At 58.5% G+C, this 17,733-nt stretch carries 20 protein-coding genes, 1 tRNA gene and 1 pseudogene; 10 read left to right on the forward strand and 12 right to left on the reverse strand.

Going from position 1 to position 17,733, the window contains the following annotated elements; translation table 11 throughout:
* The gene (locus ACTQ05_RS02185) at positions 1–1,188 is read right to left on the reverse strand and encodes a hypothetical protein (protein ID WP_441016024.1); all 1,188 of its coding nucleotides are present in this window, start codon (positions 1,186–1,188) and stop codon (positions 1–3) included.
* A gap of 376 nt (positions 1,189–1,564) precedes the next feature.
* Positions 1,565–1,828, reverse strand: coding sequence for a hypothetical protein (locus ACTQ05_RS02190; protein ID WP_441016022.1), 264 nt, complete (start codon positions 1,826–1,828; stop codon positions 1,565–1,567).
* Positions 1,829–1,954: 126 nt separating this feature from the next.
* Between ACTQ05_RS02190 and ACTQ05_RS02195 the strand changes: the two genes are divergently transcribed.
* From ACTQ05_RS02195 to ACTQ05_RS02225, 7 genes are all read left to right on the forward strand, one after another.
* Positions 1,955–2,176 carry a hypothetical protein gene (locus ACTQ05_RS02195; protein ID WP_441016019.1) on the forward strand — a complete coding sequence of 74 codons (222 nt, stop codon included), beginning with the start codon at positions 1,955–1,957 and terminating at the stop codon, positions 2,174–2,176.
* A 15-nt stretch (positions 2,177–2,191) separates the two neighbouring features.
* Positions 2,192–2,458: an integrase core domain-containing protein gene (locus tag ACTQ05_RS02200; protein ID WP_441016016.1), complete on the forward strand. Its 267-nt coding sequence runs from the start codon at positions 2,192–2,194 to the stop codon at positions 2,456–2,458.
* A gap of 840 nt (positions 2,459–3,298) precedes the next feature.
* Positions 3,299–4,312, forward strand: coding sequence for a DNA (cytosine-5-)-methyltransferase (dcm, locus tag ACTQ05_RS02205; RefSeq protein ID WP_441016013.1), 1,014 nt, complete (start codon positions 3,299–3,301; stop codon positions 4,310–4,312).
* A complete protein-coding gene (locus ACTQ05_RS02210; protein ID WP_441016010.1) occupies positions 4,299–5,450 on the forward strand; it encodes an HpaII family restriction endonuclease in 1,152 nt (383 codons plus the stop codon). Before dcm ends, ACTQ05_RS02210 begins: the two co-directional genes overlap by 14 nt.
* A gap of 731 nt (positions 5,451–6,181) precedes the next feature.
* Positions 6,182–6,724 (forward strand): DUF4342 domain-containing protein, encoded by a 543-nt coding sequence (locus ACTQ05_RS02215; protein ID WP_441537835.1) that lies wholly within the window; start codon positions 6,182–6,184, stop codon positions 6,722–6,724.
* 18 nt (positions 6,725–6,742) lie between these two features.
* Positions 6,743–7,528 carry a response regulator transcription factor gene (locus ACTQ05_RS02220; RefSeq protein ID WP_441537836.1) on the forward strand — a complete coding sequence of 262 codons (786 nt, stop codon included), beginning with the start codon at positions 6,743–6,745 and terminating at the stop codon, positions 7,526–7,528.
* Positions 7,512–8,804 (forward strand): sensor histidine kinase, encoded by a 1,293-nt coding sequence (locus ACTQ05_RS02225; protein ID WP_441537837.1) that lies wholly within the window; start codon positions 7,512–7,514, stop codon positions 8,802–8,804. The genes ACTQ05_RS02220 and ACTQ05_RS02225 overlap by 17 nt, the downstream gene beginning before the upstream one ends.
* 294 nt (positions 8,805–9,098) lie before the next feature.
* Here the strand turns inward: ACTQ05_RS02225 and ACTQ05_RS02230 are convergent, their stop codons facing one another.
* Both ACTQ05_RS02230 and ACTQ05_RS02235 read right to left on the reverse strand, forming a co-directional pair.
* A complete protein-coding gene (locus tag ACTQ05_RS02230; RefSeq protein WP_427718886.1) occupies positions 9,099–9,473 on the reverse strand; it encodes a VOC family protein in 375 nt (124 codons plus the stop codon).
* Positions 9,474–9,484: 11 nt separating this feature from the next.
* Entirely contained in the window at positions 9,485–9,772 is a 288-nt protein-coding gene (locus tag ACTQ05_RS02235) for a PTS sugar transporter subunit IIB (RefSeq protein WP_441083303.1), read from the reverse strand.
* A 163-nt stretch (positions 9,773–9,935) separates the two neighbouring features.
* Between ACTQ05_RS02235 and ACTQ05_RS02240 the strand changes: the two genes are divergently transcribed.
* Together ACTQ05_RS02240 and ACTQ05_RS02245 are read left to right on the forward strand one after the other, a co-directional pair.
* Entirely contained in the window at positions 9,936–10,559 is a 624-nt protein-coding gene (locus ACTQ05_RS02240) for a hypothetical protein (protein WP_154515083.1), read from the forward strand.
* A gap of 31 nt (positions 10,560–10,590) precedes the next feature.
* Positions 10,591–10,675 (forward strand) — tRNA-Leu (locus ACTQ05_RS02245).
* Positions 10,676–10,827: 152 nt separating this feature from the next.
* On the opposite strand, the gene ACTQ05_RS02250 is transcribed toward ACTQ05_RS02245, so the two are convergent.
* The 5 genes from ACTQ05_RS02250 to larC form a co-directional block, all read right to left on the reverse strand.
* Positions 10,828–11,829, reverse strand: a complete 1,002-nt coding sequence (locus ACTQ05_RS02250) for a Ppx/GppA phosphatase family protein (protein ID WP_441537838.1) — start codon at positions 11,827–11,829, stop codon at positions 10,828–10,830.
* 19 nt (positions 11,830–11,848) lie between these two features.
* Positions 11,849–12,610: a hypothetical protein gene (locus ACTQ05_RS02255; protein ID WP_441537839.1), complete on the reverse strand. Its 762-nt coding sequence runs from the start codon at positions 12,608–12,610 to the stop codon at positions 11,849–11,851.
* 168 nt (positions 12,611–12,778) lie between these two features.
* Positions 12,779–13,639: a nucleoside triphosphate pyrophosphohydrolase gene (gene mazG / locus ACTQ05_RS02260; protein WP_154515087.1), complete on the reverse strand. Its 861-nt coding sequence runs from the start codon at positions 13,637–13,639 to the stop codon at positions 12,779–12,781.
* Between the two features lie 2 nt (positions 13,640–13,641).
* Positions 13,642–14,190 carry a phosphodiesterase gene (gene yfcE, locus ACTQ05_RS02265; protein WP_441537840.1) on the reverse strand — a complete coding sequence of 183 codons (549 nt, stop codon included), beginning with the start codon at positions 14,188–14,190 and terminating at the stop codon, positions 13,642–13,644.
* Between the two features lie 59 nt (positions 14,191–14,249).
* Positions 14,250–14,735, reverse strand: coding sequence for a nickel insertion protein (gene larC, locus ACTQ05_RS02270; protein WP_441537841.1), 486 nt, complete (start codon positions 14,733–14,735; stop codon positions 14,250–14,252).
* A gap of 337 nt (positions 14,736–15,072) precedes the next feature.
* Between larC and ACTQ05_RS02275 the strand changes: the two genes are divergently transcribed.
* A complete protein-coding gene (locus tag ACTQ05_RS02275; protein WP_441537842.1) occupies positions 15,073–15,984 on the forward strand; it encodes a PHP domain-containing protein in 912 nt (303 codons plus the stop codon).
* A 110-nt stretch (positions 15,985–16,094) separates the two neighbouring features.
* On the opposite strand, the gene hisE is transcribed toward ACTQ05_RS02275, so the two are convergent.
* The 3 genes and pseudogenes from hisE to ACTQ05_RS02290 all read right to left on the reverse strand — a co-directional run.
* Positions 16,095–16,412, reverse strand: coding sequence for a phosphoribosyl-ATP diphosphatase (gene hisE, locus ACTQ05_RS02280; RefSeq protein ID WP_006235893.1), 318 nt, complete (start codon positions 16,410–16,412; stop codon positions 16,095–16,097).
* A 3-nt stretch (positions 16,413–16,415) separates the two neighbouring features.
* Positions 16,416–17,288: an ATP phosphoribosyltransferase regulatory subunit gene (locus tag ACTQ05_RS02285; protein ID WP_441537843.1), complete on the reverse strand. Its 873-nt coding sequence runs from the start codon at positions 17,286–17,288 to the stop codon at positions 16,416–16,418.
* A 262-nt stretch (positions 17,289–17,550) separates the two neighbouring features.
* Positions 17,551–17,733 (reverse strand): annotated as a pseudogene (locus ACTQ05_RS02290) (SIS domain-containing protein); the annotation flags it as partial.

The raw sequence follows: 17,733 nt of genomic DNA on the forward strand, positions 1-17,733 counted from the left end.
TTATCCCGCCAGCTGGTAGTACACGTTCTCGTTGTCCATGTACAGTTCCAGCGGCTTGTTGAAGGTGGATTGGATCATGTGGATGCTCTCAACAAAGGGGGCAACGCAGCTGTCTTTCTTGCTGGCAAAGCGACCAATCTCGTCTTTAATCTGGCTGTCCTTGAACTTGTTGATGTCCTTGCTGGCATCCTTGAGCATTTCGTCTACGGGGGAGTCCTGGATTGCGGGAATACTGGCGAGCATGTCGCCGAGGAATCCGGTTACGGCGGCACCTGCACCAAGGACGCCTTGCTCGACCGTGTTGTTCATGCTCTGCTCGAGCTTTTCAGAGCACTCGGTAAAGAGTTTTCGGTATTCGAGCGACTTCTCCTCAAGCTCCTTGCTGCGTTGATTCAGGTAGGCCTGCTCGAAGTTCTTGTTCACAAGTACTTCGAGCAGCGTGCAGAACGCCACCTCGTAGAGCGCGAGTTGGTACTGGACGAGCGCGTCCTTTGCGCTGGTCGCGCGGTCGTGCACGCTGGCGCCGACTTCAATGGGTGCGGAGCTGCTTAGGCACTCCTGCGCCTTCTTGCTCCACAGCTCAATCGCCTGGTTGGCCTCGCGCTCAATGCTGGCGATGGTGTTGAGAGTGGTGCTGCAGAACGTTTGGTTATCGATGTTGTACTTGTAGCGCTGGACGAGGCCGTTGAGCGCGTTGAGATTGCCCTTGAGCTTGGATTTCTCTACGTCGATGATGAAGCCCAAAATCTGCTTTTGGGTCTCCTGGATTTCGTCGAGCTTCTTCTCGAGTCCTGCTATGGCGATTGCAATGCCGAGAGTTACCGGGTCAATGAGGGTGACGGTTGCGGTGGTGGTTGTTTGGACGGCGGAGACGGGGTTGAGCCCGACTTGTCCAAGACCTCCGACTGTCTTCTGGATCGTTGAGGTGAATCCGGCACAATCTTTAAGCGCCATGAGGGAACCTTCATATCCACGCCAATTGATGCTGTAGAGTCCCTCGGGCAGAACTTGCGTTGCGGTAGTGGTAACCGTGCGGAACGTGTCCGAAAGCGAGAGCATGGATCCGCCGAGGGCGGCGAGTGAAGCGAACGGGATAGCGTTCTTCTCGTGCTTGAGTGCCTCGTCATCGGTGACGGGTGCAATCTCAAGCTCGGAGATGAGGTTTGCAAGCTGCGTAGACTCGGACATGGCGTGCTCCTTAGTGAAGCAAAGACGTTGTTCTATGTAGACCTAGGATAGCGCTCTGTGCGGACATGAAAATGGACGTATCGGTCTGTGGCGTTGTCTGCAACGCGGGATGGCGGAAACCAGTCGCGTCGTCCAGATCGAGGTGCCCTGGACGACGCGACTGGTTTCTGATGCTGTTGGCGGCTAGCCGATGTATTTATCGACTAGCTCGGCGAGCTCCTTTTTCGCCCAGAGTTCGACTTCTTTGACATGGACTCGGTAATTTGGCTTACCGTGAGTATTTCGCAGCATGAGCACCGCCCGTTTCGCACTTTCAGTATCGATGCTCACGCCGTTTCAGTATCGGGTGCTTCGCGGTTTCCACATCACCGGGACGCTACTTCCTCGACGCGACGAGCCTGCCGTGCCACTCCGCCGGCGTGTACTGCGTGCACAGCACGGTCGAGTGAGACATGTGCCTGCGCTCGACCAGCTCGAACAGGAACCGGACAGCGACGTCGTCCACGTCCTCGGTCAGCCACTCGCCGATCGGGAGGAGCTCGTACCGAGCTGTATCGTATTTCTGGACACTTGACTTAGAGGAATGGCGTTGAGCGGCGACTATCGTTTCAGCGCCAAAAAGAAAGGAGTGTTCAGCCATGGCAGACAGGCCCCCTTACACAGCGGACAACCGCACCGAGACCGCGGACTTCGCCATCGCGTCGGAGAAGTCCATCGCCCAAGTGGCCGCCGACCTCGGCATCAATGAGAAGGCCTGGGGAGATGGGTGGCGTTCAGGAGGAAGGATCTGGCCAACCTGGCCGCGGCGGCCGCGGCCAAAGCAGAGGGCGACGAGATGAAGGCCGCCCGCAAGCGCATACGCGAGCTCGAGCTGGAGAACGTGATATCGGCGCCGGAGACGGCCGAGGGGCGCGGGTACGTAGCCGAGAACGCCATCTTCCGCAGCGATCGCGCAAGCCGGTACTCCTCGAAGGCGTTCGCCGACTGAGCCGAGGGAAACGGCGTGAGGCTGTCGTGCGGCCGCACCGGCAGCTGCCACGGCAACGCGGTCGCGGAGTCGTTTTTCTCTTCGTTAAAAAATGAGATGTGCTGCCAGCAGAAGTTCGCCACGTGCGCCGACGCGAAGCATGCCGCAATCGACTGCATCGAACGCTACTGCAACCGGTTCAGGCCGCACTCGACCATCGATGGCCAGGTTCCGGCCAAGAAGACGGCGTCGTTCTTCGATCGCGCGGCGAGGGTCGTCGAGTTTGATGTAGGAAGCGTGTAAAACTGGCAGCTTAGTGTCCGAAATATTGAAACAGCTCACTTAGGCAAACTCGCAGAAAAGAACGCCAGCAGCTGTCATAAACCGAATAACGGATGGACACTTTCTAAATTCAATCTAGTTGTTTCCGTCACCTCATTAGAACTAGAGGCAGACAGGGCGAGAAAGAGGAGGGCAAATGCAATTGAACATATCCCCGTTCCCGGTTTATCCAGTTACCAGGATTGCCTATCTATCAGAGTCGGTCGCATCGCAACCGCAGAAGCAGCTATAGAAGAGGAGTTAAACGACGAAGGGCATAGTCATTAATCCTAGCTTCCATGCCTCACGACAATTTTAAAGTCCACTCTGGATTATTTACATTTCGTCAAGTATTCATGCAGCTCAATGCACGTAAGGCCGGACAATCCGCCAAAAGCGCGCACGGATAAATAATGTCGAATTTGATTGCGGGACACATGCCCTTGCCTGAAAGTGACATTCCCAAATGCGTCTTAAGCGACCTGACCGTCCAAGACGCGCGACGCATGAGCCCATTGCACCGACGCGCTCGACGACCTAGGTTTTGCTACATGCACACTTGACCGCTATTGTCTCGTTCGCTGTCAATGCACACGATACAGGGCAGCAACAATGCTCATCCATTAAATGTAACTAGTTCTCGCTCTGTCATACATTTTAATAATACCCTCAATTTCCTATCTCAGGATTGCTTTATAGTGTTTTTGACTAGGCACCGCATGCAAGACCGAATCAACCAAAGCTATAATAAAATATTTAATTCGAAAGAAGACGTCTGCGGGTTTCTAGCTGCTTCAACACCGCATTGTTATCGGGAGTGGTATGGCAACGTATCGAGCCATTGATCTATTTGCTGGCATTGGTGGTATTAGGATGGGATTTGAAGAAGCCTTTGGCTCCGACATCAAAACCATCTTTGCAAGCGAATTGGATGAACCAGCACGTAAAACCTATCGTGCTAATTTCATCGACTCCTTTCAAATCGCAGGCGATATTACGCAAATCGATGCTTCTGATGTCCCCGATTTCGATATTTGCTTGGCAGGCTTTCCCTGCCAAGCTTTCAGTCTGGCAGGGAAACGAAAGGGATTTGCTGACGATTACAAAGGCAGGGCACGTGGAACTTTGTTCTTCGATACACTTCGCATTTGCACTGAGCGTGCAAACAGACCAAGCGTTATCTTCTGCGAAAACGTCAAGGGACTCCCCATCCACGATAAAGGCAGGACATTTGAGACCATTCTTGGTGCGCTAAAAGAAGAGGGATATGTCCCTTTTTATAAGATATTGAACTCTAAGGATTTTGGTGTCCCCCAAAACAGAGAGCGAATTTATATTGTTGCTTTTCGAGACGACGTCGCGCCAGATAGCTTTACTTTTCCATCTGGACTTGAGCACAAAGCCACCCTCAGCGACATTCTCGAAAACGCCCCCATTAGCCCAAAATACTATCTATCTGATGTTTACCTGGAAACACTCAGGAAGCACAGAGCGAGACATGAGGCACTTGGACACGGGTTTGGCTATGAAATTCGCAAGCTAGATGGCATCGCAGGAGCCATCGTTTGCGGAGGCATGGGTCGCGAGCGCAATCTGATTGTCGATCATCGGGAGCATTCTATGATCCCAGTGACCAGGATTAAGGGGTCAATCAATAAAGAAGACGTTAGAAAACTAACCCCTCGAGAATGGGCACGACTCCAAGGCTTTCCCGATTCATATAATTTAGTCCTAAGTGACACTCAGCTATATAAGCAATTTGGCAATTCGGTAACGGTACCCGTCATTGCCGAAATTGCCAAGAGAATTAAGGGGGTCTTAGATGGGGTGCGATAAAAAGCAAGCAGGTGAATGGCAAGCCAATAAAGGCGAATGGAGCGAGCTCTATGCCGCAATGCGCCTTATCGGCGACGGAAAGATCGCCCTTTCGTATGACACTTCAACGCAAGCGACCGATGTATGGATGGAAGTTGTAGGGGTCATTAGGAAAGAAACCAAAGACCGCATCGTCGCGTATAGCATGGATGAAAGCAATACGGATGTAATCATCGACGTTAACGGCTCTCCCGTTGCCAAGATTGCCGCCAGCGATTTTACTGTCGTCGCTGACGATCTTATGGACCAAATTCAGCACGGGAAAAGCACCTTCACAGCATCTGAAGAAGCGGTGACCTTCCTGAAGCTGGCAAAAGTCCTGAAGCTGAAGGCCGGGAGCGGCGATAAAAACGACATTTATCTAACGACGCTTGATTCGCGCACTGGCCTCAAGCGCGACCGCATCGGCTTCTCGATTAAATCGTATTTTGGCAATGACCCCACCCTATTCAACACGGCATCAGCCTCGGGATTGATCTATCAAATTAACGGCATCAATGACGATGACATGAATCGCATCAATTCATTAGTGGACAGCAAAAACCACGCAGCAGTCCAAAGTCGATGCGACGCAATCATTGAAGCGGCAAACTCCGTTGTATTTAAAGACTATGTCATCGCAAAAAAGGCAAAGGTTCGAGCTTTTAGAGACAATCTTGAGCTTCTTAATCCGCTTTTGCCTGAGGCGATCGAATGGATCCTAAGAGATCATTTTTTTCATGGAAACAAGGATGTCGACCTTCCAGCCGCAGTTAAAAGGCTTGCCCAGGCTAATCCACACCAGATTTCCCGCCCCCACTTAAAATACCAGTACATGTTTAAGGCATTTCTATACGCATCTTATTGCAGAATGACGGCCTCAACACTTTGGGACGGCAAGGGCGTTGTCAATGGTGGCTACATCGATGTTTCAAAAACTGGAAAAATAACCTGTCATTACGCTCTTGAATCCGACGAATTCAAAGACTACCTATACAATTTGGCTTATCTTGATTTCCCCAGCACAAACCCAGACCATGGTGACTATGGGTATGTGTATAAAATCAATGATGACTATTTCTTTAACCTGAATTTCCAAATCAGATTACGAAAGATTTAAATATGCCTGTTTACGTGAAGCGACCGTCAACCACAGTCGCTTCACGTTTCTTCAATCAGTAGCAGCCCTGCAATAAGGCATGGCAATTCTAGCGCTTCATACCTTTTGACTGCAATTGGATAATAAAATCATGATGATTTGCTCGACTACGGCTGAGCCATCATCATATGCCTCAGCGCACACAACAGTACCGTTCGATTTCGTTCAAAGCAAAAACGAAACCATGCATATATTCCCAAGGCAATCAGGAATAGCGTCACGAAAACCCTGGCATCGATTGAATTGTTGGCCGCCCATACAGACAGACACCCTCCGACCGTAAGTGAGATAATCATGTTGATCACGCTGGGGGCCCAACTCGTATAATGCACCCCAATCACCGCCTGTTCGACTATTTCGCATTTCTTTTCCAGGCTAATGTCCTCATATTTTCATACTTTTGCAACGTGATTCTGATTCCATGTGATTGGCGCGCCTTGCTTATCCTATTTCTGCCACCGGCTTGCTACCGGCCCACCATCCCTCGCCGCCAGCCACTAACAATGACCCCTCGCTGCACACCCAAAAACTCATCCAACATTAATCTTGGCTCAAGAATCGCTTAATCTATAACCTGCACTATAGAGTTCGACCAAGGGCGGGGCGGCGCCGCGCAACGCAGACCGCCGAACGCAACGCTCGCGCCCGGGCAGATCGCCTGGCGTCGCGCCCATCGAACGAAAGGACAGGTCATGGACGACCTCGAAAAAGTTGAAACCATTCGCACCAAGTGCAACGTGAGCTACACCGATGCCAAGGCCGCGCTCGACGCCGCCGACGGCAACGTTTTGGACGCCATCATTTGGCTCGAATCGCAAGGCAAGACCCAGACCACGTCGGCGCATGCCGCCACCGAGGCCGCGCCAGTCGATGAGCCCTCGGCCGAAATGGTCGCCGCGCAGGCCGCCTACGAAAAGTCGAGCGAAAAGACTGACTTTTCCAAGAAGATGGACAGCGTGTGGGAGTACCTCAAAAAGCTCTTCCGCCTGAGCCTGGACACCAAGTTTATCGCCACGCGCCGCGACGCCATCATCCTCAACATTCCCATTCTGATCCCCATCGTCGCCCTGTTTGCCTGGGGCGCCACGATATGGCTCATGCTGATTGGCCTGTTCTTTGGCATGCGCTACCGCATCGATAGCGACGGCGACGTGCCCGGCAGCATCAACAACCTTATGAATCACGCCGCCAACGCCGCGGACGACATCAAGCAAAACCTGAACGGCGACAAGTAATCGCAGACGGGGACACGCATGGCACGGATCCTGATCGTAGAGGACGAGGAGAAAATCGCCCGCTTTGTGACGCTCGAGCTGGAGCACGAGGGCTACCAGGTGGAGCACGCCGCCGACGGCCGCACCGCCGTGGACTTGGCGCTGGAGCGCGACTACGATCTGATTCTGCTCGATGTGCTGTTGCCGCAGCTCAACGGCATGGAGGTCCTGCGGCGTGTCCGCAAGCACAAGGATGTGCCGGTGATTATGGTCACCGCGCGCGATGCCGTGATGGACAAGGTGGCCGGGCTCGATGCCGGTGCCGACGATTACCTGACCAAGCCGTTTGCGATTGAGGAGCTGTTCGCACGGATTCGCGTGGCGCTGAAGCGCGCGGAGGCCGTGCGGGCGGCTTCGGGCGTTGGCGGCGCCGGCGCTGGGGCGAGCATGGCGGGCGGCGCGGGCGGCGACGCCGCTGCGGTGCCCCCGGTCAGTGAGTCGACCAAGGCTTCCGTCGCGCCCTCCCCCGCCGCGCTCACCGTGGGCTCGGTCGTGCTCGACCCCGACCGCCGCGAAGTCACGGTCGGCGGCTCGCCCATCGCGCTCACGGCCCGCGAGTTCGATGTCCTCGCCCTGCTTATGGCGCATGCCGAGACCGTACTCACACGCGAGCGCATCGCGCACGAGGCGCTGGGCTACGAATACGTGGGCGACACCAACAACGTCGACGTGCACATCGCGCACCTACGCGCCAAGATCGAGGACGCTGGCGGCGCCCGCATCATCCAAACCGTGCGCGGGGTGGGCTATGTCTGTCGCGCGTAACACCGAGACCAAGCGCGTCACCTCCATCGCCCGCGCCATCAACTGGAGCTATATGTGGCGCCGCCTGATGAGCTACGTCTGGCTCGACCTGTTGCTGGTGGTGATTGCGGCGGCGATCCTCGTCTATGGATACAACCAGACGCTGCCCGACGGCACGTTTACCGCAGGATGGATCCCCAGCGCCGCCGTTCACGGCATGTCGCTGAAGCCCGCGCGCGACTGGGACCTGACAACGCTCACCTATACCGTCGAACTTGCTACCACCAAGACTTTCCCTCTCGCGCAGGACCTCGTCGCGCTATGGCCTCTCTACCTTGTCGTTGTGGGTTGGCAGGTCATCAGCGTGCTCAACATGCTCGGCGGCGCAAGGCACGTGCGTCGCACCATGGCACCGCTCAACGACTTGGCCCTGCGCGTGGACGAACTCGGCCGCATGCAACTCTCCGGCGGCAAGATGGAAACACTGGAGCAGGCCATCGAGCGCGCGAGTGTCGACTCGCCAAGCGTCACCACCGGCGACGCCGACCTGGCAAGCATCGAGGTCGCGCTCAACCGGCTGCTGCGCCAGATGCAAGAGGCCAAGCTGCAGCAGATGCGCTTTGTCAACGATGCAAGCCACGAGCTGCGAACGCCCATCGCGGTGATTCAGGGCTACGTAAACATGCTCGACCGCTGGGGCAAAGACGACCCGGACGTGCTGGCGGAATCCATCGCGTCCCTCAAGGCCGAAAGCGAGCATATGCAGGAGCTCGTGGAGCAGCTGCTGTTTTTGGCACGCGGCGATGCCGGGCGCACGGTCCTGCGGCGTGCGCATACCAACCTGGCCGCACTGGTCGGCGAGGTGTGCGAGGAATCGCAGATGATCGACGCCGCGCACACGTATCGGCTGGCTTTTGACGCTGCATTTGCCAACGATCCGCGCTGCGACGCACCTGTCGACGTGGCGCTTGTGAAGCAGGCTCTGCGCGTGATCGTGCAGAACGCCGCCAAGTATTCGAACGCGGGAACGACCGTCACGTTTGCCATAACTCCCGATACGGGCACGGGCGCGATCGACATAAGTGTTGAGGACGAGGGTATCGGTATGAACCAGGAGTCCGCAGCTCACGCGTTTGAACGGTTCTACCGCGCCGACAACGCACGCGATGCCGGCGCGCAGGGCTCGGGCCTGGGGCTTGCCATTGCTAAGTGGATTGTCGATAGCCATGGCGGCGCCATTGGCGTGACCTCGGTCGAGGGCGTCGGTAGCCGCTTTACGATTCGCCTGCCACGGTAGGAAGCCCCCTCGTGAATCGAGGTCTAATACTTTTCCAGAGAAGTGAACGAGCGTATTTGGACCCCTGAAGCATCCACATTTTTCGACGGGAAAGTCGCAGGATTCCAGCATTAAAACCGCAGGAAACGGTACCCTCAAAGTGTCGATGCTTCGGGGGTCCAATTCTGCTCGTTCACTTCTCGGGAAAAGTATTAGACCCCGATTTCATGTCCCCTCAAAAGGTCGACCCCTCGGCATAAAAAAGGATAGGGCCATGCGGCCCTATCCCTTTTTTTCGTTATAGCAGCTTGCGCGCTACTCGCGACACAGGTGCACGGCGAAGCCGGCGAACTCGCGCTTAAAGTACACAAGCTTGGTGCCGCCGTCGGGCAGCAGCACGCGCGACTCCTCGTTGACCTCGAGCCCGTGCTCGGCAAACCACTTCTCGGCAGCATCGATGTCGTTGACGGCAAAGCCTATGTGGCCCTTGGCGCCACGACCGTTCTGCTTCATGATCTCGACCAGCGAGTCGTTAAAGTACGAAATCGGGGTCTCGCTGACGGGCAGGCCCATCATCGTCGAGAACAGCTCCGCGATCTCCAGGGCGTCTGCCGGGTCGGTGGCGTTAATGCCCACATGGGCAACGCGCATGCCAAAGAGCTCGACCGGGTTGGCGTTCTGCTCGTTCATACAGGCAGCGTCTACTGAGCCATGACGTCGAGAACGGCCTTCTCGGCAGCGACGCGGTTCATGCCGGTCATAAAGGGCACGCCGCTCACGTACGGGCAGGTGAGGCCCTCGGGGGCAACGGTGGTAGCGATCAGCAGGTCGGCGCCCTCGTCGCAAACGTCCTTGGCCTCGGAAATGGCGCACTGCACGATCTCATACTTGCCGGCGTAACCGTTGGCGTCGAGCATGGTGGCGACCTTCTGGGCAACGAGCGTGGAAGTAGCAGCGCCAGCACCGCAAGCCAAAACGATCTTCTTCATAGGTAATGTCTCCCTTCATGGTTTACTTTAGGTAAGTGTACCGCAGCGAGCGATGGCGCTCGGCCTCGATGCACTTTTGTGCCAGTTTGCTTGCACGCTGCGTATAATACATCTAGTACGTTTTGTCATACCGCTTGTTTTACGAGCGACCGAGGAGCTCAATATGCCCGATTCCCGCACACTCTGGACCGTCGTCGTTGTCATCTGTATCGTCGTGTCGCTGCTCTTTAGCATCAAAAAACGCACCACGTTTAAACGCCTGCAGCGGCTCATGGCCGCCAAACAGTGGGACGAGTTCGATCGTTTGCTCGACGGCAAACTCACCAGCATGCTGTACCCGCGCTACAACCGCGACTACCTGCGCCTGAACTCCTATCTGCTGCGCGAGGACCACGAGCGCGCCGACGAGATGTTTGACCTGCTGCTGGGGCTCAACCTGCCCAAGATGCAGCGCGTCGATCTGGTGATCAAGGCCTTTAACTACTACGTTGGCCAGGAGGACCGCAAAAAGTCCAAGGAGCTGCTGCACGAGATCAAGGGCTTTGAGGGTGGCCAAGCCGAGGCAGTCGCGCACGAATGCCAGCTGATGTACGACACGATGATCCTCAAGCGCCACAACGACATTCCCGAGCTGGAGCGCATGCTCGAGGATGTCGGCAACGACCCGGTCAAGCGCTGCCGACTGGAGTACCTGCTGGCCCTGCAGTACCAAAACAAGGGCGACGAGGCAAAGTTCCAAGAGTTCCTCGAGAAGTCGGGCCAACACTCGATGGCCGTCAACGCGTAACGGACGGCTTGTGCTAGACTTCTAATCTTACGGGGGCGTGGCGGAATTGGCATACGCAGGAGACTTAAAATCTCTCGCCGCAAGGATTGTGGGTTCGAGTCCCACCGCCCCTACCACGTATTGTTTACGAGCCCGTGTCCCTTTGGAATGCGGGCTCGCTTCTTTTGGACACCGTCAAGCCTCTAAGAAGTTGCGGTGGAATAGTTCCTGTTTTGGCAGTTTATCAGCCCATTTAGGAACTATTTCACCGCAACTTATGAGGGGATGGTTAAAGGACGCTGAGGCTGGGGGTCCAGGCGATGGTGGGGGTCGCGCCGTCGAGAACCTCGTTGATGGTGGCGGCCATTCCGGCGAGCAGGCTGTTCTCGCTTACAGTGAGCGCGTCGTAGCCGCCGGCTCGCATGAGCTCGCGAATCACCACAGCACCAGCCAGGATCACGCCCGCACGCTTGGGTTGCACGCCTGGCAACGCAGCGATGCCCGCGACATCCAGCGAGGACATGCGCCCGATAGCGGCCGAAACCTGGTCCAGCGAAAGCTCGCGCAGGTGCACAAAACTCGAATCATACGGCTCCAGCTCGTGAACGAGCGCAACGAGCGTGGTGACGGTGCCACCCACCGCGACCAGGCGCTCGGCTCGCTCAAAGTCGACAGGCAAGCTCTTAAAGTAGCCTGCAAACTGCTCGTTTGCCCACGCGCCAGCGGCGGCAAGCTCGCTGCCCGTTGGCGGCAGCGCCGAGAAAAACCGCTCCGTCACGCGGCGACAACCGATGTCCAGCGAGCGCGTTCCCTCCAGCGCAAAGACCCCACGCTCCGGCGCATAGACGCCCGTCGCGAGCTCCGTGGATCCGCCACCCGAATCGGCAACAATGATGCGCTCGCCGGCAAAGTCGTGCGCCACGCCAAAAAACGTCAGGCGCGCCTCGACCTCGCCCGGAATCACCTGCGGCTCGAGCCCCAGCTCGCGCAGGCCGTCCAGCAGCAGCGCGGCATTGGACGCATCGCGCGCGGCGCTCGTGCACGTGGTGCAGATGCACGCGGCCCCAAAGGCACGGGCCTCGTCCACAAACATTCGGCACGCAGCGAGCACGCGCCCAACGGCCGCCTCACAAAAGCGCCCCGTTGCGTCCACGCCCTCGCCCAAGTCGGTAATCTCGGTATGCTTGGACGATTCCACGATCGCCCCGTCCTCGACCTGGGCCAGCACCAGTCGCGACGACACCGTTCCCAGGTCAATCGCCGCCACCTTATATCGTTTGCAATTCGTCATTGCGGCCCCCCTCCGGGCGCTACTCGCCATTGGACACGACTGCCTGGCCCTCGACGCCGTTAAATCCAAACAGCATGTCGAGCGTCTGGATGTACCACGGCGCGTCCTTGCCGACCTCTTCGATTTCCTTGGCAACTTCGCTGGCCTTCTTGGCGTTCGACGACTTCTTGCTCGACGAGGTATCGGAATCGTCGTCCAGGCCCTGCACTTCAATCCTCTTCTCGCCGGGCATCACCAGACCCAGGTCCTCGGTCGCCGCGTCCTTAATGCCCTCCTCCGAGAGCAGCTTGTCGACGCTTTTTTGCAGGTCGTCATTATATTGCTCGCGAATCTCGACCTGCTTGGCCAAGATGTCGCTCGAGCGTTTTGCCACATACAGGTCGCGCACGGGGAAGTACAGGCTCACGAGCGCCAGGGCGACGACAATGCCAACAAACAGCCCTCGCTGGGGACCGTGGGTAAAATCATAGATTGCCTTGACCACCGCGTTATCGTTGGCGTAGTGCATAAAGTCCGAGCCCGAAAGACGGCTTGAGGGACGGCGCTGCTTGTCGGACGCCTGGGTCGAAGGGCGCGACGCATGCTTGGAACGCGATGGGCGCACCGGACTGTCCGAGGAACTATTTGGCTGAGCATTGGGATGCGAAGTCGCCGGCGAGCTATACCTGGAGCGATCAGTGCCAGCATAACCAGACCCGCCAAGCTGCACCGAATGCGCACGGCGAGGTGACGGTTCGCGCGAACCGGCGGAATAGTACCTGTTGTCGTAAATCTGATCCATGTGCGCCTTGTGCGGTTGAGGTTTGTTTGCGCTAAGTCCTTTAGTTATAGCACGCGGACGGACCAGCCGGACGAGCCGTAGGACAAATCCATTACTCGAGCGCGCGTGGTCGCCAACGGGCAAGTCGACGGGGCGCCGCCCTTACGCCCCGCCGACCAACACCGTGTCCTACTCCTCTGCCTTTGCGGCATCCCACAGGTCGTTGAGCCCGTGGGTCGAAAGCTCGGCAAGATCAACATGGGCGTCGGCCGCCATCTGCTCCATCGCGGCCCAACGGCGGCGGAACTTTGCCGTGCTGGCACGAAGGGCACTCTCGGCGTCGATGCCCTCCTTGCGCGCAACGTTGACCAGGGCAAAGAGCAGGTCGCCAAACTCCATCTCGCGCTCGGGCGAGCCGGGTTCCTCGGCCTCAAACTCGGCACGTTCCTCGGCGACCTCGTCCCACACATCTTGGACGGTCTCCCACTCAAAGCCCACGGCAGCCGCCTTGCGCGAAACCTTCTGAGCCTGCATCAGCGCCGGCAGATGCGTGGGCACGCCGTCGAGCAGGCCCTCGGGCGCAGCCTCACCCGCCGCCACGGCCTGGTCCTTGGCAGCCTTCTCGGCAAGTTTGACCTCGTCCCAAATCTTGAGCACCTCGTCGGAGTTGTCGGCATCCACATCGCCAAACACGTGCGGATGGCGGCGAATGAGCTTGGCGTCGATATCGCGCGCCACGTCGGCCAGCGTAAACTCGCCGGCGTCCGCCGCGATCTGCGCATGCAGCACGACTTGCATGAGCACATCGCCCAGCTCCTCGCGAAGATGGGCCGCGTCATCCGCCTCGATGCAGTCGAGCGCCTCGTAGGCCTCCTCGATCATGTTCTTGCCAATGCTCTGGTGCGTCTGCTCGCGGTCCCACGGGCAGCCGTCGGGCTGACGCAGGCGCCAGATAGTCTGTACCAGATGTTGTAACTCGGCCGATGCATCGACCAGCGTGGACAGGTCGCGCGAACCTTCGGCATTTTGCTGAGCCATGTGCTCGGCCATGGTTAGTCCTCCTCCATGATCACATGGCGGAACGCGCCGCCCTCGTAGATACCATAGCTGTGCGTGCCGTCCTTGGGGATGCTCACGCTGCCGGGATTGAAGAGCCACAGACCCGGGTGCGCGGTGCTTTCCTCGTTGACCTTGACGTGCGTGTGGCCGTAGACGAGCGCGGAGCCCTCGGGCAGCGCGGGCGCGTGGTCGACGCTGTTGTGCATGCCGGCGCCAAAGACGTGGCCGTGCGTCAGGAACAGTTCGCGGCCGGTCTCGTCGAACAGCGTGGCGTAGTCCGCCATGACGGGAAAGTCGAGAACCATCTGGTCGACCTCGGCGTCGCAGTTGCCGCGCACCGCGATAACGCGGTCGGCCAGGGCGTTGAGCAACGGAATCACGCGCTTGGGAGCGTAGTCGCGCGGCAGGTCGTTGCGCGGACCGTGATAAAGCAGGTCGCCCAGCAGGACGATGCGGTCGGGCTGCTCGGCTTCGATGGCGGCGCAGAGGCGCTCGGTCCAATATGCCGAGCCGTGGATGTCAGAAGCGATGAGGTATTTCATGGAGGTCCTTTCGGGGTGGGGTTGACGTGGCCGGGCGCGGAATGTCGCCACCAGCCGCGTTATTCAAATCGCAGTGCCGCGCTCTGGGCCGCTTGCATCACGCGTTGGAGCGGCACATTGTGCTCACGGGCAAGGCGGGCGCAGTCTTCGTACTCGGGCGCCGCACGCTCACTGCCGTCGGGTAGGGTGGCCACCTTGATGGACACCTCGCCCCACGGCGTCGTTACGCGCTCAAAGTAGCGCGGCAGGCAAACGCGCTCCATAACCTGGCGGCGAATGCCATTGGTCGTGGTTTCCAAAAAGATGATCGTCTGCAGGCGCTCGATATCCTCGTGGGTGCAGATTACCTGCAACTGCCAGCCAGGGCGGCCTTTCTTGCAATAGAGGGGCAGCCAGTGCACCTCGCGCGCGCCGGCCTCGCGCAGGCGGTCGGAGGCGTAGGCGAGCACCTCGGGCGACGCGTCGTCGATGTCGCACTCCAGCTTGACGATGGTTTCGGGCGCATCGGTCTCGCGGGACAGCGGAGATGTAGTTCCACGTTGCATACGGTCCGGCTCCTTTCCGCACGGGCTCGTTTTATTCACCCAAACGCTAGCACATCGCGAGCGGCGCAAGTGTGGCGGCGCGCGATGAGCGCGATTTTCCTTGTCTGCAAGAACCGACACTCCACCGCCTCGGCCAAACATGTACATCAGCCTCCAAACATGTCATTTTTTGTCGGTTTTGGAGGCTGATGTACATGATTCGAAGCAAGGCCGATGTCGCGAGCTCGCCCTTATGCGCCGCCCGTCCTTTCCAGTCGATTTCGACCCCCGGCGCGCACATCGCACTGGGGCCGCGCCGTTACAATGGAGCAGATTCGCTTGACGTAAAGGAGCCGCCATGCCTGCTTGCCCGCTAGTCGATTGCCATACTCACACCTCGTTCTCGGACGGACACGCCTCGTTTGAAGACAACGTCCGCGCCGCTGCTGCGGCCGGTTGCCGCACCATGGTCTCGACCGATCACCTTACCCTGCCTGCCAGCATGGATGCCACCTGCGAGGTGCAGGTTGTCGAGGGCGACCTGCCGGCGCATCGTCTGGCTTTTGAGGATGCCCGCAAGCTTGCCGCGCAGATTGCGCCGGAGCTCGAGCTTGTCTATGGCTTTGAGTGCGATTGGTACGAAGGCTGCGAGCCTTTGGTTGAGCGCTGGTCCCGGGGCGCCGTCGTACGCCTGGGCAGCGTGCATTGGATTGGTAACCCGGGCAATATCATGGCAGGCGCTGCGGGCACGACGGGGACAGAGGGCGTCGCACGCCCCGATACGCCCGACTCACGCTGCGGCTGGATCGACGACGACACCAACCTGCACGTTTGGGAAAACTTAGGTGTGCGCGGCGTGTGGGAGCGCTACGTCGATGAATGGTGCCGCGCCTGCGAAAGCTCGCTCAACTTTGATGTGATGGCTCACCCCGACCTGGTCATGCGCTTTTCGAAGGAAGGCTTTGCGCCCGATTTTGACCCCGCACCGTTTTGGCAGCAGATGGCCGAGTGTGCGCACGATACGGGCCGCCGCGTTGAGGTCTCGACCGCCGCACCGCGCAAGGGGCTCGACGACTACTATCCCGCGACCGGCCTTTTGCGCTGCTTTGCCCATGCTGAGGCGCCCATTACCTTTGGCTCGGATGCGCACCGCGCCTGTGATATTTGCTGGAATATCCGCGAGGCCCAAGCCCATGCCTACGCCTGCGGCTACCGAACCTTCGACATCCCCCACCCCACCGGCGAATGGGAGTCCACACCCCTCGCCTAGCCATCCCTTCATAAGTTGCGGTGAAATAGCTCCTATTTATAGCCCTAAGACCGTCAAACAAGAACTATTCCACCGCAACTTCTATGGTCATCGGGGACGTTCTTTAACGACTAGTGGCGGCGGGCGTTGAGTTCGCCGGCCAGCTCGTCGAGGGTAATGCCGTAGCGCTCAAGCGTCACGAGCAGGTGGTAAACCAGGTCGCCAGCCTCGTAGCGAATGTGATCGTGGTCGTTATCCTTGCAGGCCATGATCACCTCGCTCGCCTCCTCGGCAAGCTTCTTGAGCAGCTCATCCTCCACATCGGTCAGCAGTCGAGCGGTATAGCTTTCCTGCGGCGACGCGTCGCGACGACCGTGAATCACCTCGGCCAGCCCCGTTAGCGTCTCGCCGATATTTCCATCCTGAACATTTGCGGTACGCACACCCATGGTTCAATCCTTTCTGGTTGGCCAAGCGCCTGGTCGAGCGCCCGCCCTACGCGAGTTTCTTAAAGAAGCAGGTACGGTTGCCGGTATGGCAGGCCGGACCCGGCGAGTCAACCTTGACCAGCAGCGTGTCGCTATCAAACCCTCGACCAGGGCACGCAGCTCGCGTGTCGGCGGCGCGGCGATACCGGCGGCCTCCAGCAGCGCGTCCACGCGGTCGAGCACCTCGGCACCACCGTGCAGGCGCGGCAGCTCGCTAATGGCGGCCTTGACGGCATCAGACTCGGTGCTGGCAGCCACGCGGGCATCGAGGCCCACAAAGTCGTTGGCATGCACGCAGCGCAGGGCCTCGGCTGCCAGCTCGCGATCCTCGCACGCCGCGAGCAGCTCCTTAAAAGGACGCACGCTACCTGCGATAATACGAGCATCGGGAAGCGCCAGCTTACGCACGGCCTCGGCCACCAGCGAAACAATCTCTACATCGCCCGCGGTATCGCCCACACCGATAAGCTCAAAGCCCAGCTGCGTAAACTGACGCGAGCCACCGGCATTGCGCTGGCACTCGCGAACCACCGGCGCCTCGTAGCGAAGGCGCAGGGGCAGATCGGCCGCACGCATGCGGGTCGAAACCAGGCGCACGATCGGCAGCGTGTTGTCGGGACGGACCACCAGCAGGCGGCCGTCGTCATCAAAGAGCTTAAACGGCGTGTCCGCAATGCGGCCGCCCTCCTCGAGCGAACCCTTGTCCTCGAGCAGCGGCGTCTCGACCGGAAGGTAATGATGCTCCCTGAAGCAGCCCTTCACCGTATACGCGATCTCCTCGCGTGCCTGAGCCTCCTCGGGCAATATGTCCCGGAATCCCCACGGTGTGGCCGTCATCTGGTGAGCCTCCTCATACTGCGTTTCATATAGAACGAAAGACCGGCATAGCTCCGCCGGTCTTCTGGGTACTTTAGCATACTAGAGTGCTTGCGGGGAGAACCGTCCCCCTCGGCTCACAGCGTATTCATTTGGAAACATAGGGCAAGCGATTAGCAGCGGTCTCTTGTTACAACGCAAAAAGGGCGCCCGTGCAATTGCGGACGCCCTTGTGCAGGGTTGAGATATCAACCAGCCAAGATATCGGACCCGTGACCAGCTCTTAGTAGTCGAACTGGTGGTAGTAGCGGCGGTACTTGAGGTTGTGCTTGGTGACCAGCTCGTAGTTGCGCGAGAGGCGGTCGGTGGTCAGCACGGACAGGATCCACGGCGACACGATGACGCGGAAGTCGTCGTCCAGGCCCGGGATCGCGTACTCGGCGGTGTCGATGATGACGTAGTCCTC

Source organism: Collinsella sp. LCP21S3_A9, assembly GCF_052118785.1.
In the GTDB taxonomy this organism is placed as follows: Bacteria; Actinomycetota; Coriobacteriia; order Coriobacteriales; family Coriobacteriaceae; genus Collinsella.

Excerpts from the sequence above, each read along its gene's own strand:
- ACTQ05_RS02185 (WP_441016024.1), bottom strand. The coding sequence starts at position 1,188 with ATGTCCGAGTCTACGCAGCTTGCAAACCTCATCTCCGAGCTTGAGATT.
- ACTQ05_RS02190 (WP_441016022.1), bottom strand. The coding sequence starts at position 1,828 with ATGGCTGAACACTCCTTTCTTTTTGGCGCTGAAACGATAGTCGCCGCT.
- dcm (WP_441016013.1), top strand. The coding sequence starts at position 3,299 with ATGGCAACGTATCGAGCCATTGATCTATTTGCTGGCATTGGTGGTATT.
- ACTQ05_RS02210 (WP_441016010.1), top strand. The coding sequence starts at position 4,299 with ATGGGGTGCGATAAAAAGCAAGCAGGTGAATGGCAAGCCAATAAAGGC.
- ACTQ05_RS02215 (WP_441537835.1), top strand. The coding sequence starts at position 6,182 with ATGGACGACCTCGAAAAAGTTGAAACCATTCGCACCAAGTGCAACGTG.
- ACTQ05_RS02220 (WP_441537836.1), top strand. The coding sequence starts at position 6,743 with ATGGCACGGATCCTGATCGTAGAGGACGAGGAGAAAATCGCCCGCTTT.
- ACTQ05_RS02225 (WP_441537837.1), top strand. The coding sequence starts at position 7,512 with ATGTCTGTCGCGCGTAACACCGAGACCAAGCGCGTCACCTCCATCGCC.
- ACTQ05_RS02230 (WP_427718886.1), bottom strand. The coding sequence starts at position 9,473 with ATGAACGAGCAGAACGCCAACCCGGTCGAGCTCTTTGGCATGCGCGTT.
- ACTQ05_RS02235 (WP_441083303.1), bottom strand. The coding sequence starts at position 9,772 with ATGAAGAAGATCGTTTTGGCTTGCGGTGCTGGCGCTGCTACTTCCACG.
- ACTQ05_RS02240 (WP_154515083.1), top strand. The coding sequence starts at position 9,936 with ATGCCCGATTCCCGCACACTCTGGACCGTCGTCGTTGTCATCTGTATC.
- ACTQ05_RS02250 (WP_441537838.1), bottom strand. The coding sequence starts at position 11,829 with ATGACGAATTGCAAACGATATAAGGTGGCGGCGATTGACCTGGGAACG.
- ACTQ05_RS02255 (WP_441537839.1), bottom strand. The coding sequence starts at position 12,610 with ATGGATCAGATTTACGACAACAGGTACTATTCCGCCGGTTCGCGCGAA.
- mazG (WP_154515087.1), bottom strand. The coding sequence starts at position 13,639 with ATGGCCGAGCACATGGCTCAGCAAAATGCCGAAGGTTCGCGCGACCTG.
- yfcE (WP_441537840.1), bottom strand. The coding sequence starts at position 14,190 with ATGAAATACCTCATCGCTTCTGACATCCACGGCTCGGCATATTGGACC.
- larC (WP_441537841.1), bottom strand. The coding sequence starts at position 14,735 with ATGCAACGTGGAACTACATCTCCGCTGTCCCGCGAGACCGATGCGCCC.
- ACTQ05_RS02275 (WP_441537842.1), top strand. The coding sequence starts at position 15,073 with ATGCCTGCTTGCCCGCTAGTCGATTGCCATACTCACACCTCGTTCTCG.
- hisE (WP_006235893.1), bottom strand. The coding sequence starts at position 16,412 with ATGGGTGTGCGTACCGCAAATGTTCAGGATGGAAATATCGGCGAGACG.
- ACTQ05_RS02285 (WP_441537843.1), bottom strand. The coding sequence starts at position 17,288 with ATGACGGCCACACCGTGGGGATTCCGGGACATATTGCCCGAGGAGGCT.